This is a genomic window from Arsukibacterium sp. MJ3 (genome assembly GCF_000987765.1).
GTDB lineage: Bacteria > Pseudomonadota > Gammaproteobacteria > Enterobacterales > Alteromonadaceae > Alishewanella.
On record NZ_LAHP01000021.1, the window covers coordinates 17,381 to 34,921 of the forward strand.

Consider the following 17,541-nt stretch of genomic DNA (forward strand, 5'->3'; position numbering starts at 1 on the left):
TTCACCTGACACGCGTTAATACCTCTAAAATGTCTGCCGGCATTGGCCGGGCTTTCATGGCCTGTTTATCAACACAGGCTACTTTAATTTCTGCCTGACAAACTAATTGTGCCGAAGCATTAAAAATTTGCTGAGAAAAAACCACACTTGCTGACTTTAAGGTACTTATTTGACTGGACACCGTCAATAATTCATTAAAAACAGCACTTTTTTTGTTATCCATCAACACCTTGGTTACGACAAAGCCGATATTATTTGACAATAATGTATCCTGCTCTATTCCCAACGCCCGTAACCATTCTGTACGGGCACGTTCAAAAAACTTCAGGTAGTTGGCGTAGTAAACAATACCGCCAGCATCTGTATCTTCGTAATAAACTCGGATGGGTAACTCGAAGTTATTTCCAGACATGTATAACCACTTCTTTAAGCGCCGCGTATGATAATTAGCCGCAGTAACAAACTCAATGGCTTGATGTGCTTTGTTGCAACTATATTTATTTGCGTTTACCTATTGTAATTTGTTCAAATAACAGACTGTCTGTATTCACTGAAGTTCAACCTCTTGCCTATTTAGTTAAAATTCTGCAAGCGTTAAGCAAGCAAGTAATAGGAAGCTGAAACGCTGGCTTTTTTGAACAGTTAAAAAACAAAAAGCAATCCGAGTGATCATCCACATTTTAACTTAATGGCAGATGAATAAAGGTATGATTGTTGGTGCGCCAGCATAAATGGTTAATTAAATTACGCATGAAAATTAGCTTTGCATTAGTTTATATAATGGCAAAGTGATAATTTTTCTTGTTTGAAGTAATTGCTCGAATTCTTTACTATATGCTTCGTGTTCTGAGCTAGCGCAAAAGCAAGGTAAGAGGGTTATCTTGTTTAGCAAAGTTCACCTCTCAACAAAACTGATAGCTAAGGTTAGTTTTGTTGTCGTTCCAAACATGTTCCCTGGATTTATTGCAGCACTCTTTTAACTTGTTGCTTTGCCCGCTCCCTGAGCGGGCTTTTTTTTGACTACCCTCGATAGGGTATATATTGTCCTATTTAAAACTGCAGCGGCGTTGGCTTCGTTAGTCGGTTTTTGGTAAATCAAAACCAAAGTGTAAGTATGCCCGCGGTGAAGCAATTCGGCCGCGTGGCGTGCGCTGAATAAACCCTTGCTGGATTAAAAACGGTTCTATCACGTCTTCAATCGTTTCTTTTTCTTCACCGATGGCGGCAGCTAAATTATCCAAACCAACTGGCCCGCCCATAAACTTGTCAATAATGGCTAAAATAAGCTTGCGGTCCATGTAATCAAAACCTTCAGCATCTACGTCCACCATTTGTAGCGCCTGCCCGGCAATGCCAACAGAAACTCTGCCGTCTGCTTTAACCTGAGCATAATCACGTACCCGTCGCAGTAAACGGTTAGCAATACGCGGTGTTCCACGAGAGCGGCGGGCAATTTCAGTCGCCGCCGCAATCTCTAGTGGTAAATTAAGGTAATGAGCAGAACGCTGAATAATCTCGCTTAATTCTTCTACTTTATAAAATTCCAGCCGCTGCACAATACCAAAGCGATCGCGAAGCGGTGAGGTTAACGCACCGGCGCGGGTAGTAGCACCAATTAAGGTAAAAGGCGGTAACTCTAGTTTGATAGAACGTGCAGCCGGCCCCTCGCCTATCATAATATCCAGTTGATAGTCTTCCATTGCCGGATACAAAATTTCTTCAACAACCGGACTTAACCGATGAATTTCATCGATGAATAACACATCGTTTTCTTCAAGGTTAGTTAGTAGTGCTGCCAAATCACCGGCCTTTTCTAACACTGGCCCAGAGGTACTTTTAATATTTACCCCCATTTCATTAGCGACAATCATCGCCAGGGTAGTTTTACCCAGCCCAGGCGGACCAAATATAAGCAGATGATCCAACGGATCACCGCGGCCTCGCGCCGCTTCAATAAAAATTGCCATTTGCTCGCAAACATGTTGCTGCCCGGTATAGTCGGCTAACGTTTTTGGCCGGATAGCCCGGTCAATTACTTCATCTTCACGGGTCGCTTTGCCCTGGATCATGCGATCAGCTTCAATCATGTTGGCTATATCATACTTTTAAGGGCGGCCATGATCAGTTGCTCACTGCTCATGTCGGCTCGTTTTACTAACTTAACTGCTTTACTGGCTTGTGCCTGGTTGTACCCCAGTCCCAGCAAGGCGCCTATTGCATCTTGTTCTGCACTGGCAGGCGGTGCAAATAATGCATCTTCTCCAGCCAGGGTTAGCTTATCGGTTACCGGTGTGGCACTACTGCCCCAGTCTTTTAAGCGATCGCGCATTTCAATAACCAGCCGCTCGGCGGTTTTTTTGCCCACGCCTGGCAGTTTTACCAGCACGCTTATTTCATCGTGCAACACACAGTGCACAAATTGCTGAGCCGTCATACCAGATAAAATAGTTAACGCCAGCTTTGGCCCCACACCATTGGCTTTAATTAACTGCCGAAACAAGCTTCGCTCAGTGCGGGTAATAAAGCCATAAAGTAATTGCGCATCTTCGCGCACCACAAAATGCGTATAAATAGTTAGTTGGCTATTCGGTTCCGGTAGCTGGTAAAAACTGGTTAGTGGCAATTGCACTTCATAACCTACTCCGGCTACATCCAGTAAAATATCCGGCGCCTGCTTCTCCAGCAACACCCCTTGTAGACGTCCAATCATCAGGCTCTTCTTCTGCGTTATTAAGCGTATTGCTGGTTATTATACTATGTGCAGCGCGGTTTTATGACGCTTAGCGCAAGCGTCGACGCACGGTTTTACTGGCCTGCCCCGCCAACGCCACCAAACTTTGTTGAGTATGCCCGTGACACAAAGCCACTGCAAGCGCATCGGCGGCGTCGGCCTGAGGGCTGGCACTGAGCTGTAATAGCGAACGAATCATATGTTGTACCTGCGCTTTATCAGCCGCCCCGGTGCCTACTACCGCTTGTTTTACCTGGCGTGCTGAGTATTCAAACACCTCCAGCCCGGCATATTTTGCGGCAACAATAGCGGCGCCCCGGGCCTGGCCAAGTTTTAAGGCAGAGTCAGGATTACGTGCCATAAAAACTTGTTCAATGGCAAATACTGTAGGCTGCGTTTGGCTAATAATTTCTGAAATACCATTAAAAATTTTTAACAAGCGCTCAGGTAACGCATCGGTACCAAGGCGAATACAGCCACTGGCCAGATAAATAAATTTATTGCCCTGTTGGCGAACCACACCATATCCGGTTAAGCGACTACCTGGGTCAATCCCCAGAATAATATTCACGGTTAGCGGTGCTCGCCAAGCAGCTCGTCACTTATTTCGCCGTTGTGATAAACGTTTTGCACGTCGTCTGAGTCTTCCAGCATATCGATAAGTTTAAAAAACCGGCCAATATTATCAGCGTCAATCTGTGCTCGAATAGACGGGATCATATCAATTTCTGCATTATCTGCAGTAAAACCAGCCGCTAATAAGCGGTCTTTAATATCGTTGTACTGCTCTGGGCTGGTAAAAACTTCAATACTGCCATCGTCGTGGTTTTGCACGTCTTCGGCGCCGGCATCCAGCGCCGCATCAAGTAAGGCATCTTCATCAATACCGGGCGCAAACAGCAACACACCGCGCCGGGCAAACAAGTATGCTACTGAACCCGACGTACCTAAATTACCGTTATTTTTAGTAAAGGCATTGCGCACATCGGCTACTGTTCGTTTATTGTTGTCGGTCATGGTTTCAACAATAATAGCTACGCCACTGGGGCCATAGCCCTCGTAAACCAGCTCTTCATAATTTTCACCTTCGGTTGCGCCAGCACCGCGCTTTATTGCCCGGTCAATGGTGTCACGGGTCATGTTCTCTGATAACGCTTTGTCTACTGCCAGCCGCAACCGGGGGTTAATGCTAACGTCAGGATTCATGCGGGCAGACACCGTCAGCTCGCGAATAATTTTAGTGAATATTTTGCTTTTTTTGGCATCTTGGCGGGCTTTGCGATGCTTCATGTTCGCCCATTTACTATGGCCGGCCATACTTAACTCCTCGCTGACAGACAACTTGCTTGCGGCAGCAGTAGGCTACCGCAATAACACAAGATATTCGATGTTACTGTTTACTGACTACCTGAATACTTAGCTCAGCCAGTTGCGCCGCATTGGCTACACCCGGTGCGTCGGTTAGCGGACAGGCTGCAGTTGCCGTTTTTGGAAAAGCCATCACATCACGAATTGAGGTGGCTCCGGTCATCAGCATTACCAGACGATCCAGGCCAAACGCCAAACCGGCATGTGGCGGTGCACCAAACTTTAGCGCTTCGAGTAAAAAACCAAATTTCTCAGTAGCTTCATCATCGCTTATACCCAGTAACTTAAAGACCTTGGCTTGCACGTCTGCGCTGTGGATACGCACTGAGCCACCGCCTAATTCTGTGCCGTTTAGCACCATATCATAGGCATTAGATAACAGGTTGGCGTGGTCAAGCTGCTCCACTGCTGTGGATAAAAACGCCGCAGTGTCCAGCGGTGACGTAAAAGGATGGTGCACAGCAGCATGGCTGCCATCGTCATTTTCCTCAAACATTGGAAAATCGACTACCCATAACGGTTTCCAGCCAGGTACAGTAAGGGCCAGATCGTCACCCAGTTTTAGCCGCAACGCACCCATGGCTTCGCATACCACCCGGTAATTATCGGCACCGAAGAAAATCATATCGCCATTAACTGCGCCGGTGCGCTCAATAATACTATTGACAATATTGGCGGTTAAAAACTTGGCTACCGGTGATTGCACGCCGTCTAAACCGGCACTGCTGTCGTTAACTTTCAGCCAAGCCAAACCCTTAGCGCCGTAAATGCCAACAAAGTTGCTATAGTTATCAATATCTTTACGCGATACTTTATCAGCAGCACCTGGCACTTTTAATGCGACTACCCGGCCTTTGGCATCATTTGCTGGGCCAGAAAACACTTTAAACTCAACCTCTTTAACCAGATCGGCAATATCGACAAAGTGCATTGGATTTCGCAAATCAGGTTTGTCTGAACCGTATAACCGCATAGCCTCGTGATACGTCATCTGCGGGAACTCACCAAGGTCAACCTGCAATTGTTGCTTAAATAGCTGCTGGATCATTTGCTCGGTAACGGCCATTACCTGCTCGGCGCTCATAAAAGAGGTTTCGATGTCAATCTGGGTAAATTCTGGCTGACGGTCTGCGCGTAAGTCTTCATCACGGAAGCATTTTACAATTTGATAATAGCGGTCTAGCCCCGACATCATCAGCAATTGTTTAAACAGCTGAGGTGACTGCGGCAAGGCAAAAAACTGGCCTTTGTGCGTGCGGCTTGGCACCAGATAATCACGGGCACCTTCTGGGGTAGCTTTGGTTAAAATGGGTGTTTCAACATCTAGAAAACCATTATTGTCCATGAAGTTACGCACGAAACTGGTTACTTTAGCCCGAAACTTTAAGCGTTCGCTCATTAACGGCCGGCGTAAATCCAGATAACGATATTTTAACCGCTGCTCTTCACTGTTTTCATGATTAAAATCAAGTGGCAATGGTGCAGCTTTATTTAAAATGATTAAGCTAGCGGCATGCACTTCTATTGCACCGGTTGCCATATCAGTATTAATTTGAGTGGCAGGTCTGGCGCGTACTTCGCCTTTTACCTGAATACAAAATTCATTTCTAAGGGTGTAGGCAAGATCGAATAACTCGGTTAGATCAGGATCGCAGATCACCTGCACCATCCCTTCACGGTCACGTAAATCGATGAAAATTACGCCGCCTAAATCCCGGCGCCGGTTAACCCAGCCACACAATGATACCTGTTGCCCAACATGTTCAACATTTAATAAACCGCAGTAATGGCTACGCATTAACCCTTCCTTCTATCTCTTTGGCCAGCCGCCGTAAAATGACCGCCAATTATATAGAAATAGCGCTTAATGTCACTGCCCGTTCAAGAAAACTCTTGTTCGGTGAAGCTATAGCCGTTTTTACCCTGTTGCTTCGCTTGGTACATTTGCTTATCGGCTTGTTTTAGCAACGTGCTGCCATCCGTACCATCATAGGGATAAATAGCGATACCAATACTGGCGCCGACATTGACATCAGCAAACGACAAATGCAGTTGTTGTTGTAACTGAAACAGTATTTTCTCGGCAACAATAGCGGCATCATCCCGATGCAGCAACCCCGTCAACAACAACACAAACTCGTCGCCACCAAAACGGGCAACCGTATCGCTTTTGCGGACACAATCTTGCAGCACCACTGAAAGCTTCAGTAACAGCTCATCGCCTGCAGCATGGCCATGGCTATCATTAACCTCTTTAAACCCATCTAAATCAAGAAACAATACGGCTAATATTTCGTTATGCCGGCTATGTTGCGCTAACGCTTGTTCAAGCCGCTCTTTAACTAAAGTGCGATTAGGTAAGCCGGTTAAGTCATCATGGGTTGCCATAAAGCGCATTTTTTGTTCCGCATTACGGCGTAAACCTACTTCACGACGTAAAAATAAATTCCAGATGATAAATACCGCTAAAAATAACAAGCTAACGGCAACAACCTGCCAAATAATTTGGCGTAACCTGATAAGATCAACCCCTTGGGTAATTTCAAAGTCAAACCAGCGCTGATAAATCTGTTCACGCTCAGGCATACCGATGCTACGCAGGCCCTTATTTAAAATAGTTACCAAGGGCGTATAATCGCTTCGCACCGCCAGCAAAGAAGGATAATCAGGTAAATCATCAATTATTTGCATGCGTAAATTAATGGAGCTGGTTTGTTTTAGCGCCCAGCTGCCGGCTTCAATAGAATCTAATACAAAGTCTACTTTATTGTCCTGCAGCAAGCGGATACCATCCTTTAACTCACTGATCTCTACCACTTGTACACCAGGTACCACGTCTATTAAATGCTGTGCCAGCTGATAATCACGGAAAATAGCCACTCGTTTGGTACGCAGCTGATTCGCTTGTGAAATATTATCACTGTTAATATGGCTGATAACCGCCCATCTTACTGACCAAAAGGGTTCCGTAAAGCGGGCAAACGCCTCCCGCCCCGCTTGTGGAGAGACGTGAGCAATAAAATCGAGTTGTCGATTCTCTAAAGCAGTCAGCATCTCATCAAAGTTGTCAAAGGTTTGCAGGTCAAGCTGCAGCTCTAACCTGCTGGCCAAAATTTGCAAAATATCATGGCTAACTCCTGAAATATTGCCGTCTTCATCGACAAACTCCATTGGCGGCCAGTTATTAACCAACCCAACCCGCAACGGGCTATGTGCAATAAGCCAGGCACGCTCATCAAGGGTAAGCGGTATTTTATTTTTATAGTCAGCAAAGTAACTATGCTCTGGCAAGGTAATCCATTTTTGCTCAATTTGTATCAGCTCAGCCAGGCTAATTTGATTAAAGCCATCGGTAATACTGGCCGCGAGTGCTTTATTGTCGCGGTTCACTATTATATATAGGGGCGAAAACAAGCGCAGGGTTGGAAAGGCGACAAAATCTTCCCATAGATTAAGTTGTTTAAGCCGGGCTTCCATTACTGCCTCCGCACCAAAAAAACCGTTAATGTCGCCGTCTATGGTTGCCTTGGTTAAATCTTCGTGCGAGGCGTAACGAATAAAGTTAATTTTAGGGTATAACTGCTGCAGCTCTGTCAAATAAGTGGCAGCACTAAAGATCCCAATGTTAGCGCTGGTATTACGGTCAAGCGCTAACGGCGTTTGGGACCGCAAGGTAAAGTAAGCCGTGGCAAAACTGTAAATGTGGTAAGCCTTTGCTAACTGCGGACTAAGGTTGTCACCTGCCGGAAAGCCAATATGGGCATCAATCCGTTTATTGGCTAAATTGGTTAAACTGATGGCTGAGTTATGAGGCACAAAAGCAATACGAGTTCCGGTTTTTTCTGACCACAACCGCCATAAATCAACCAGTAAACCGGCTGCCTCACCTTGTGCAGAAACGTGCATATAAGGCTGATTTAGCACTGATAAACCTAGTAACAAAGTAGCGTCATCGTCTACCTGAAACCCTAACCATTTGCGCTCTAGTTCGTTTATACGCTCGGCTGGTATGGCTGCCGTGTATTGTGTCAGTATATCGCTAAGTTCAGAGTGCAATGGCAGGGCATAGACTAAATTTATCGCCTCTAACGGTACTTTTTGATACAGCGGAAATTGATTATCCAGTTCCTGGTAAGCCGGGTAGCGCGGCGGTAAGCGGTCAAGCACGGCAAACGCTTTTAATTCTCCTGCCAAGGCGGCATCATACATATGGCTAACGCTTGCAAATGGCCGAAGTGGCGTATTTGGCAGTAACCGGGCCAGCGTTGTTACATGGCTAGAGTTCTCTACCACGCCAATTACATAGGGTGATAAATCTGCCAAGGTGTGCACCCGCAACACGTCCCGGTGCACAAAGACATTACTGTAAATCGTGATATTAATACTATTTAAAATGTAATCTTTGGCCCGTTGTTCGGTGTAGGCCATGCCGCCATGCATGTCTACTTTACCGGCATCTAATAATGCGACTGTTTCAGGCCAGTCCGCCATAATATATTCAATGTCAAACTGTTGCTGAGTAGCAATTTCCCGCCAAAAATCAACAATAAGGCCGTCCGGTTGTCCTTGCGGGTTGACAAACATATAAGGGTAAGTATCGTTACTAAGGGCAACGGTTAATGTGTGAAGCGTCGCACTTGCAGCAGCACTTTTAGTATTTTCAGCACTGTCAATCTGTTCAGCACTGACAGTAGTAGTGGTATAAGTGGCAAGCGCAACGCTAAACAACAGGGCAATACCATATGAAAGTATTCGTGCAATCATAGATTCAAAATTCAGACTAACCTGTCATCGTTGTACTCTGCCTGTATGCTTTGGTCAAGAAGTTGCTTCGTTGTGCAACGCCTATTACCTGCTGCATATTGACCATTTAGCTTAAAAAAATAGCTACCACGAATTACCAGGCGGCAAGTTTGTTTTTGGCGCTTAGCAACATTTAAGGTAAAATGCTTTTTAGTTCTTCTACGCGCTAATCTTAGCGCTTTATCGCTTTGTGCTGGTAACCACGCTTATGCAAAAAGATCATATTTATGCCGAACCTTTAGCTCAGATCCAGGATTTTCGATTTGATGATCACGTCGCGGAAGTATTTCCCGATATGATCCAGCGGTCTATTCCGGGTTATCACACTATTATTCAGACTATTGGTAAATTAACCGCTCACTTCCAGCAACCAAACAGTAATTATTATGACTTAGGCTGCTCGCTCGGTACAGCTAGTCTGGCTATGCGCCGCAATATCAGTATGCCGGGAGCCCACCTTATTGCCGTTGATAATAGTCACGCCATGCTGGAACGGTGCGAGCGGCATTTGTTAGCCTTTCGCTCAGACGTGCCACTAAGCTTAAAGCTAGCCGATATTCGCGATATTGACATTCAGGATGCGGCGGTAGTGGTAATTAACTTTACACTGCAGTTTTTGGCTCCAGAGCATCGTGATGCCCTGATTAACACTATATACCAAGGCTTAAAGCCCGGCGGGTTGTTGATTTTATCCGAAAAATTTGTTGCTCATAGCATTATTACCAATGCGTTACTGGTTGACTTACATCTCGATTTTAAACGTGCTAATGGCTACAGTGAGCTGGAAATAAGCCAAAAACGTTCAGCGCTGGAAAACGTGATGAAACCAGATACGCTGGCACAACATCAGCAGCGGCTGCAACATGCCGGATTTAGCGAAACCAGCCTGTGGTTTCAATGCTTTAATTTTTGTTCCATGCTCGCGATTAAGTAGCTAAGCCTGTGCTATTTTATTTGCCACTGCTGTAAGGGATCACCCATGCTCAATTTCACCCCTTTTTACGCTGCACTAGCCAACAATAAGTTGCATTGCTGGTTAAACACCTTACCAGCGCAGCTGGCTGATTGGCAAAAACAGGCATTACATGGCGATTTTAAACAATGGCAGAAGGTGATTGCGCATTTACCCGCTACACCAGTAAGTGTTGTTGACGTAGTAAATACGGTGCAGTTTGGTGCCGCTAATGATATCAGCGAAGGTGAAGCAGAACGTATCCGCTTCCTGTTACAACAGCTAAAACCCTGGCGTAAAGGGCCTTTTAACATTCATGGCATTGCCATTGACACGGAATGGCGTTCGGATTTTAAATGGAACCGGCTGCTACCGCATATTAGCCCACTAACAGGCCGCTACGTGCTGGATGTCGGTTGTGGTAGTGGTTATCATTTGTGGCGAATGCGCGGTGCCGGTGCCGCTTTTGTAGTAGGTATTGACCCATCGCAGTTGTTTTACACCCAGTTTCAGGCAATAAAACACTTTAATCCCGATACCGCCGTAAACCTTATACCAGTAGGTATTGATGATATGCCCGCCCTTGGCCAGTTTGACAGCGTATTTTCGATGGGCGTGCTTTACCATCGGCGCTCGCCAATTGATTTTTTGCAGCAGTTAAAGCAGCAATTACGCCCGGGCGGAGAACTGATTTTGGAAACGTTGGTTATTGACGGCGATGTGCATACGGTTTTAGTACCGGGTGAACGCTATGCCAAAATGCGCAATGTCTGGTTTATTCCCAGCACCGCCGCTCTATGCCATTGGTTGCAGCGACTGGGCTTTAAAAATCCGAAAGTAGTTGATGTAAATACCACTACGCTTTATGAGCAACGCGCTACCAGCTGGATGGAAAATGAAAGTTTAATTGATTTTCTCGATCCGACTGACCATAGTAAAACGATTGAAGGTTATCCGGCACCGCAACGTGCGGTGATCATCGCTACCGCGTAATACCACACAGGACCTGGCCATCTATGCCGTACCGCCCTAAATCAACTCTGGAACAATGGCGTATTTTGCAAGCGGTAGTTGATGCCGGTGGTTATGCGCAGGCCGCTGGGTTACTAAATAAGAGCCAATCTTCACTTAACCACGCGGTAGCCAAGCTGCAATCGCAATTAGGGGTAGAGTTACTCGAAGTAATTGGCCGCAAAGCCAGATTAACCGATGCCGGTGCGGTAATGCTGCGCCGTTCGCGGGTGTTAACCCAGCAAATTGAAGATCTGGAGCTGCTGGCCGATAATATTGAACAAGGCTGGGAGCCAGAAATACGCATTGCCGTTGAACTGGCTTATCCAAAACAGTATTTGTATCGGGCACTACAGATTTTTTATCCGCAAAGCCGCGGTAGCCGGGTACAAATAATTGACACTGTACTCACCGGTACCAGTGAAATTATCATTTCGAAAAAAGCTGATTTAGTTATCGCCGGCTCTGTGCCCAAAGGCTACCTGGGCGAACCCTTGTATGTTAGCCGCTTTATTCCGGTAGTCGGTGTCAGCCATGAGTTAGCAACGCATCCTTTGCTGGAACAAAGCCAACTAAGCCAATATTTGCAGATAGTGATCCGCGATACTGCCCAAAAACCGCTGGAAAATATTGGCTGGTTAAAAGCAGAACAGCGCTGGACGGTCGACAATTTCAGCGAAGCCATTGACATACTGCAACTAGGCTTGGGCTTTTGCTGGTTGCCCGATTTCACAGCAGCTCAGGCATTAGCAAAAGGCGACCTGGTGCAGTTACAACTGAAAAATAGTTCAGAGCGAGTAGTCCCTATGTCGCTATTAACCCCTCAGGAAGAAACACTGGGGCCCGGTAGCAAACAATTACGCCAGTTAATTTTGGCTGAACATCGCAAATAAGGATCCCTATGCAACCTAATGAAATATCAACGCTAATGCAAGGCGCCGCCAACGATGCGGTGAGCTATGTTGCTGAGCAACATCAGCAACAACTTGATTTTAGCCTGGCCAGTTTAGAGCAGATAGATACCGTGCTGGCAACCTTACACCAGCAACAGCAACAACAACGCCATTCTGCTGAGTTGTTATTTACCCTGAGTAATATCCTTGGTGCTTATATTGGCGAAGTATTTATCGCAAACTATGGTGGATTTTGGCTAAACAATACCGCTGATAACGCTGCGCCCTATATCAGTGTGCAATTATCTGATAAAGAATTTCCATTTGCATCAGTGTGTTATCACAAGATCACTCAAGACAATAGCATTAGTACCGCAGACTACATTAAGCAAGCTGCAGCAAATGCCATGCAGTAAATGCTTTTGTCGGCGTGATTAAGCAGGTAAAATACGCGCCAAACTGCCAACCAACCTAGCCATTCGAGGAAAGCCGTGAGCGAACACAACACATCTTTAAGCTACAAAGACGCCGGAGTTGACATAGACGCCGGAAATGCCCTGGTAGAGAGGATCAAAGGTGCGGTAAAACGCACTACCCGTCCGGAAGTCATGGGAGGCTTAGGTGGTTTTGGCGCCTTATGTCAAATTCCAGCAGGTTACAAAGAACCAGTACTGGTATCAGGTACTGACGGCGTAGGCACCAAATTACGCTTAGCCATGGATTTAAAGCGCCATGATGGCGTCGGCATCGATTTAGTTGCCATGTGCGTCAACGATTTGGTGGTGCAAGGTGCTGAACCGTTATTTTTTCTAGATTACTATGCTACCGGCAAACTGGACGTAGATACCGCATCAGCAGTAGTTGCGGGCATCGCCGAAGGCTGTGTGCAAGCAGGTTGTGCCTTGGTCGGTGGTGAAACCGCTGAAATGCCAGGCATGTACCATGGTAACGATTATGATATCGCAGGCTTTTGTGTTGGCGTAGTTGAAAAAGCCGATATTATTGATGGCAGCAAAGTTAAACCCGGCGATCAACTTATTGCTTTAGCATCTTCAGGCCCGCATTCTAACGGTTTTTCATTAATTCGGAAGGTGCTGGACGTCAGCGGCCAATCTGCCGACACCTTACTTGAAGGTAAAAGCTTGGCAGACCATCTACTGGAGCCAACCCGTATTTATGTGAAAAACCTGCTGGCATTAATCAAGCAAATGCCAGTTCATGCGCTATGTCATATTACCGGTGGTGGTTTCTGGGAAAATATTCCACGGGTACTACCGGCCAATACCAAAGCGGTTATTAATGGCCATAGCTGGCAATGGCCAGCCATTTTTAATTGGTTACAGCAGCAAGGAAATATTAGCCGCCATGAAATGTACCGCACTTTTAACTGCGGTGTTGGCATGTTACTGGTGGTGCCAGCGGCACACGTTGACGCTACTCTTGCCAACTTGCACACTGCCGGAGAAATAGCCTGGCATCTGGGTGAAATACAGGCTGCCTCAGCTGATGAAGCCTTAGTCATTATTAACGAGTAAGGTTGCTGATGAAATCTATTGTAGTACTGATTTCCGGCAATGGTTCAAACCTGCAAGCCATTATCGATGCCTGTGCCAGCGGTTTTATCGCTGGGCGGGTAACGGCTGTTATATCAAATAAAACGGCAGTTTACGGTTTACACCGCGCGGCTGATGCCGGTATTGCCAACCATGCGCTAAGCCACAAAAAGGTTGCCAGCCGTGATGCCTATGACAAAGAATTGCTGTCGCTGATAGACAGTTACCAGCCAGATCTGGTGGTACTTGCCGGCTTTATGCGGATCCTCACTGCTGGCTTTGTTAACCACTACAATGGAAAATTATTGAACATTCATCCGTCTTTGCTGCCGAAGTATCAGGGATTACACACGCACCAACGAGCAATTGATGCCGGCGACACCAAACATGGTTGTAGTGTGCATTTTGTCACAGAACAACTAGACGGTGGCCCGGTAATATTGCAATCTAAGGTGCCAGTATTTCCCGAAGACGATGTTAAAGCCGTGGCAGCGCGAGTGCATGAGCAGGAACACCAGCTTTACCCTCTGGTCATTCGCTGGTTTTGTCAAAATCGTTTACAACAACGCGGCGATGAAGCATGGTTGGATAATAAATTATTGTCAGAACAAGGATATGCGAACGATGAGGACGAAACTTAAATGGCGCCTGCTGGCGTCATTACTCTGTACCAGCTTGCTTGCTCATTCCGGAATAACCTATGCTCAAACCGAGCCCACAACTTCAGTAGATACGCCGCAAATTGATAAGTCACAATTCCTGCAATTTTCAGCAGAATACGTAGTCTACCGTGCGGGTAAAAGTCATGGTACAGCCAACCGATTTCTTCGTTACCATGATGGTCAGTATCAAATGGGCTACAGCAGTGACATAAGCTGGCTTATTTTCAGCGACAAACGCCAAGAAACCAGTGAATTTACCGTTAACGATGGCCAGGTTACACCACTGCACTATTTGATGAGTCGCAAAGGTAGCGGGCCCAGCCGCCATTATGAGTTGCTGTTAGATCACACCGAACAGCAATTACTGGTGGGTAAAAAACGGGAAAAGAAGGCGATTGACTGGCAAGAAGATTGGTTAGATCCGCTTAGTTATCATCAGCAACTGGTTCTTGATTTACGCGCCGGTAAAACAGAATTTTTTTATCAGGTATTAAATCGCAATGGTAATGACAAAACCTATCACTACAAGGTGGTAATGGAAGAGCCACTCGCCTTACCCTATGGTACCGTTCGTACTTTACGGATCGCCAGAATGGACGATTCGGAAAAGCAAGTTTACGCCTGGGTTGCACCTGAACTCGATTATATGCTGGTAAGATTGTGGCGCGGTGAAGATAATGTTGAACAATTTGATGTGCAACTAAACAAGCTTGTATTCAGTCCCGCTGAATAACTTTCGTCTGCTACCGCCTTATATGCCTGAGTTGTCAGCCTGCTGCTAACTCAGTGCACTGCTTATTTTAACGTTATAGTCTTAATATTCTCGCCAGTAATCATTGCCAATATTCGTTTAGCCTGAGCCAGTCTGCTAACGTTAACCGTATTGTCTGTAATAAATGTAAATTTTTTCTACAACATTGCGTGAAATGTCGGATAGTGCTTGCAACTTATTGCAAAGCATTCTAAGCTTAATCGCTAGTGGTCTGACCTCTTATCAGGAGTATACAATGAATGTGTTCGTTTTAGTACTTGCCATAATAGTGGCAATTGGTGTGTTGGCTTATTACCGGGCCAGTTTAACTTTGTTTACCGCCGCCATTGCTGGCTTACTTGTGGTGGGTAGCCTGACCGATACTGCTGGTATGGCGACGTGGTTGATTTTTTTAGTGATAGCCCTGCCCCTTAATATCGCCAGTTTCCGGCAGCAATATATTACCAAGCCGGTGCTAGGGTTATTCCGGAAAATCATGCCTGAAATGTCAACAACTGAAAAAGAAGCCATAGATGCCGGCACCACCTGGTGGGAAGCCGATTTATTCTGTGGTAATCCAGATTGGCACAAAATGCATAACTTCCCCAAACCACGGTTGAGTGCGGAAGAACAAACTTTTTTAGATGGCCCGGTTGAAGAGCTACTGGCCATGGTTGACGATTGGCACAGTACGCATGAACGTGCCGATTTAGCACCTGAAGTGTATGACTATCTTAAAAACAAAGGTTTCTTCGCGATGATCATCGCCAAGAAATATGGAGGGTTGGAATTTTCCGCCTTTGCACAGTCTTGTGTGCTACAAAAGCTCACCAGTAAAAGCATGATGTTGTCGAGCATTGTCGGTGTACCTAACTCGTTAGGCCCGGGCGAACTGCTACAACATTACGGTACTGATGAGCAGAAAAACTATTATTTACCACGGCTGGCCAAAGGGTTGGATGTACCTTGTTTTGCCCTGACCAGCCCTGAAGCAGGCTCTGATGCCGGTGCTATTCCTGATTTTGGTATAGTGTGTAAAGGCGAATGGCAAGGTAAAGAAATATTAGGCATGCGCCTGACCTGGGATAAACGTTATATTACGCTGGCCCCTATTGCCACAGTAATTGGCCTAGCCTTTAAACTGTTTGACCCAGAAAAACTATTAGGTGACAAAGAGGAGCTGGGCATTACCTGTGCGCTGATCCCTGCTAATACACCTGGAGTAAAAATTGGTCGGCGTCATTTTCCATTAAATGTGCCATTCCAAAATGGACCAATTCAAGGCAATGATATTTTTGTCCCGCTTGATTATATTATCGGCGGTGCGCCAATGGTTGGCCAAGGCTGGAAAATGCTGATGGAATGCTTGTCAATTGGCCGGGCGATTACTCTGCCTTCTAATAGCACCGGTGGTATTAAAGCAGCTGCTATGGCAACCGGTGCATATGCCAGGATCCGCCGCCAGTTCAAACTGCCTATCGGTAAAATGGAAGGTGTTGAAGAAGTTATGGCCCGTATTGGCGGCTACGCCTATATGGCAGACGCTTCGACTACTATGTCAGTTGGCGCTATTGACCTGGGCGAAAAGCCATCGGTTATTTCAGCCATTACTAAATACCATATGACAGAGCGGATGCGTATCGCCATTAATGATGCTATGGATGTGCACGGTGGTAAGGGCATTTGTATGGGGCCTAACAACTACCTGGCACGGGGTTATCAGGGCGCGCCGGTGGCGATTACGGTTGAAGGTGCCAATATCCTGACACGTAATATGATCATTTATGGCCAGGGTGCTATTCGTTGTCATCCTTATGTATTAGCGGAATTACAAGCTGCGCAGTTAGATGACCAGGGTGCGGCTGTTACCGCGTTTGATAAAGCCCTGTTTGGCCATATTGGTTTTGCTATCAGTAATTTTTTCCGAACCTTTTGGTTATCGTTATCTGGCGGCATATTTAGCCATGCACCTTATAACGATGTAACGGCTAAGTATTATAAGCAAATGAACCGCTTCAGCGCCGCTATAGCATTAATGTCTGACGTTGCTATGGGCACGCTTGGGGGTGAATTAAAACGCCGTGAACGCATTTCAGCGCGACTGGGCGACATATTAAGCATGCTATATTTAACATCAGCGGTATTAAAGCGTTATAACGACGAAGGCCGTCAGGTGCAGGATTTACCATTGGTACAATGGGCTTGTGAAGATAATATGGCCAAAGCACAGCTGGCGTTAAATGAGTTGTTTGACAACTTTCCAAACCGCTTAGTGGGTATTGTATTAAAACGGGTAGTATTCCCGTGGGGCCGTACCTTACGCAAAGCGTCTGATCAAGTGGAGCATCAAGTTGCCCGTATTATGCAAACGCCATGCGAAGCCCGCTCTCGTCTTGGTCTTCACTTATACCTTACGAATGAACCAGGCAACCAGTTAGGCCGGGTTGAGCAAGTGTTGTTAGATGTGCTGGCAGCTGAACCCTTGTTCGATAAAGTCTGCAAAGCAGCTAACAAGCGCCTGCCATTTTACCGGCTGCATGAAGTGGCTGATTTAGGCCTGAAGCTTGGAGTGATCAGTAAAGAAGAAGCTGCAAAATTATGCTTGGCTGAAGAAGGCCGTTTGTTTGTTATCAATGTTGACGACTTCGAACCCGGCCATTTGGCAGCTGATAATAGTTTAACGCAACAGCCAAACGGTGCCGATGCGTTAAACCAAGAGCAAGCTAAAAGCAAAAGCAAAGCAGCTTGATAAACTATTTTAAAACGTAAAATAAAAAACCTGCCAGCCGGCAGGTTTTTTTAAATGATTGCTTAGAA

At 46.1% G+C, this 17,541-nt stretch carries 15 protein-coding genes; 8 read left to right on the forward strand and 7 right to left on the reverse strand.

Annotated features, from left to right (window positions below; translation table 11 throughout):
- Position 1 precedes the first annotated feature (1 nt).
- From ybgC to VT06_RS14015, 7 genes are all read right to left on the reverse strand, one after another.
- Positions 2–412 carry a tol-pal system-associated acyl-CoA thioesterase gene (gene ybgC / locus VT06_RS13985; protein ID WP_046554943.1) on the reverse strand — a complete coding sequence of 137 codons (411 nt, stop codon included), beginning with the start codon at positions 410–412 and terminating at the stop codon, positions 2–4.
- Between the two features lie 664 nt (positions 413–1,076).
- The gene (ruvB, locus tag VT06_RS13990) at positions 1,077–2,087 is read right to left on the reverse strand and encodes a Holliday junction branch migration DNA helicase RuvB (RefSeq protein WP_046554944.1); all 1,011 of its coding nucleotides are present in this window, start codon (positions 2,085–2,087) and stop codon (positions 1,077–1,079) included.
- 5 nt (positions 2,088–2,092) lie between these two features.
- Positions 2,093–2,710, reverse strand: a complete 618-nt coding sequence (gene ruvA, locus VT06_RS13995; RefSeq protein WP_046554945.1) for a Holliday junction branch migration protein RuvA — start codon at positions 2,708–2,710, stop codon at positions 2,093–2,095.
- A gap of 70 nt (positions 2,711–2,780) precedes the next feature.
- Positions 2,781–3,302, reverse strand: a complete 522-nt coding sequence (ruvC, locus tag VT06_RS14000) for a crossover junction endodeoxyribonuclease RuvC (protein ID WP_046554946.1) — start codon at positions 3,300–3,302, stop codon at positions 2,781–2,783.
- A 2-nt stretch (positions 3,303–3,304) separates the two neighbouring features.
- Positions 3,305–4,048, reverse strand: coding sequence for a YebC/PmpR family DNA-binding transcriptional regulator (locus VT06_RS14005; RefSeq protein WP_046554947.1), 744 nt, complete (start codon positions 4,046–4,048; stop codon positions 3,305–3,307).
- Between the two features lie 73 nt (positions 4,049–4,121).
- Entirely contained in the window at positions 4,122–5,897 is a 1,776-nt protein-coding gene (aspS, locus tag VT06_RS14010; protein WP_046554948.1) for an aspartate--tRNA ligase, read from the reverse strand.
- Positions 5,898–5,980: 83 nt separating this feature from the next.
- The gene (locus VT06_RS14015; RefSeq protein WP_082122541.1) at positions 5,981–8,863 is read right to left on the reverse strand and encodes a transporter substrate-binding domain-containing protein; all 2,883 of its coding nucleotides are present in this window, start codon (positions 8,861–8,863) and stop codon (positions 5,981–5,983) included.
- 247 nt (positions 8,864–9,110) lie between these two features.
- On the opposite strand from VT06_RS14015, the gene cmoA reads away from it, so the two are divergent.
- The 8 genes from cmoA (at position 9,111) to fadE (ending at position 17,473) form a co-directional block, all read left to right on the forward strand.
- Complete coding sequence (gene cmoA, locus VT06_RS14020; protein WP_046554949.1) at positions 9,111–9,836, forward strand: carboxy-S-adenosyl-L-methionine synthase CmoA; 726 nt, start codon at positions 9,111–9,113, stop codon at positions 9,834–9,836.
- Positions 9,837–9,881: 45 nt separating this feature from the next.
- Entirely contained in the window at positions 9,882–10,847 is a 966-nt protein-coding gene (gene cmoB, locus VT06_RS14025) for a tRNA 5-methoxyuridine(34)/uridine 5-oxyacetic acid(34) synthase CmoB (RefSeq protein ID WP_046554950.1), read from the forward strand.
- 23 nt (positions 10,848–10,870) lie between these two features.
- Positions 10,871–11,758, forward strand: a complete 888-nt coding sequence (locus VT06_RS14030; RefSeq protein ID WP_046554951.1) for a LysR family transcriptional regulator — start codon at positions 10,871–10,873, stop codon at positions 11,756–11,758.
- Between the two features lie 8 nt (positions 11,759–11,766).
- On the forward strand, positions 11,767–12,174 hold the full coding sequence (locus VT06_RS14035) for a hypothetical protein (RefSeq protein ID WP_046554952.1): 408 nt from the start codon (positions 11,767–11,769) through the stop codon (positions 12,172–12,174).
- 75 nt (positions 12,175–12,249) lie between these two features.
- Positions 12,250–13,293: a phosphoribosylformylglycinamidine cyclo-ligase gene (gene purM, locus VT06_RS14040; protein WP_046554953.1), complete on the forward strand. Its 1,044-nt coding sequence runs from the start codon at positions 12,250–12,252 to the stop codon at positions 13,291–13,293.
- An 8-nt stretch (positions 13,294–13,301) separates the two neighbouring features.
- Positions 13,302–13,952 (forward strand): phosphoribosylglycinamide formyltransferase, encoded by a 651-nt coding sequence (purN, locus tag VT06_RS14045; protein WP_046554954.1) that lies wholly within the window; start codon positions 13,302–13,304, stop codon positions 13,950–13,952.
- Complete coding sequence (locus tag VT06_RS14050) at positions 13,936–14,706, forward strand: DUF3108 domain-containing protein (protein ID WP_052750286.1); 771 nt, start codon at positions 13,936–13,938, stop codon at positions 14,704–14,706. Before purN ends, VT06_RS14050 begins: the two co-directional genes overlap by 17 nt.
- 274 nt (positions 14,707–14,980) lie before the next feature.
- Entirely contained in the window at positions 14,981–17,473 is a 2,493-nt protein-coding gene (gene fadE, locus VT06_RS14055) for an acyl-CoA dehydrogenase FadE (protein ID WP_046554955.1), read from the forward strand.
- Positions 17,474–17,541: the final 68 nt, after the last annotated feature.

Bases quoted from the DNA above. Each gene is read 5' to 3' on its own strand.
- ybgC (WP_046554943.1), bottom strand. From the start codon at position 412: ATGTCTGGAAATAACTTCGAGTTACCCATCCGAGTTTATTACGAAGAT.
- ruvB (WP_046554944.1), bottom strand. From the start codon at position 2,087: ATGATTGAAGCTGATCGCATGATCCAGGGCAAAGCGACCCGTGAAGAT.
- ruvA (WP_046554945.1), bottom strand. From the start codon at position 2,710: ATGATTGGACGTCTACAAGGGGTGTTGCTGGAGAAGCAGGCGCCGGAT.
- VT06_RS14005 (WP_046554947.1), bottom strand. From the start codon at position 4,048: ATGGCCGGCCATAGTAAATGGGCGAACATGAAGCATCGCAAAGCCCGC.
- aspS (WP_046554948.1), bottom strand. From the start codon at position 5,897: ATGCGTAGCCATTACTGCGGTTTATTAAATGTTGAACATGTTGGGCAA.
- VT06_RS14015 (WP_082122541.1), bottom strand. From the start codon at position 8,863: ATGATTGCACGAATACTTTCATATGGTATTGCCCTGTTGTTTAGCGTT.
- cmoA (WP_046554949.1), top strand. From the start codon at position 9,111: ATGCAAAAAGATCATATTTATGCCGAACCTTTAGCTCAGATCCAGGAT.
- cmoB (WP_046554950.1), top strand. From the start codon at position 9,882: ATGCTCAATTTCACCCCTTTTTACGCTGCACTAGCCAACAATAAGTTG.
- VT06_RS14030 (WP_046554951.1), top strand. From the start codon at position 10,871: ATGCCGTACCGCCCTAAATCAACTCTGGAACAATGGCGTATTTTGCAA.
- VT06_RS14035 (WP_046554952.1), top strand. From the start codon at position 11,767: ATGCAACCTAATGAAATATCAACGCTAATGCAAGGCGCCGCCAACGAT.
- purN (WP_046554954.1), top strand. From the start codon at position 13,302: ATGAAATCTATTGTAGTACTGATTTCCGGCAATGGTTCAAACCTGCAA.
- VT06_RS14050 (WP_052750286.1), top strand. From the start codon at position 13,936: ATGAGGACGAAACTTAAATGGCGCCTGCTGGCGTCATTACTCTGTACC.
- fadE (WP_046554955.1), top strand. From the start codon at position 14,981: ATGAATGTGTTCGTTTTAGTACTTGCCATAATAGTGGCAATTGGTGTG.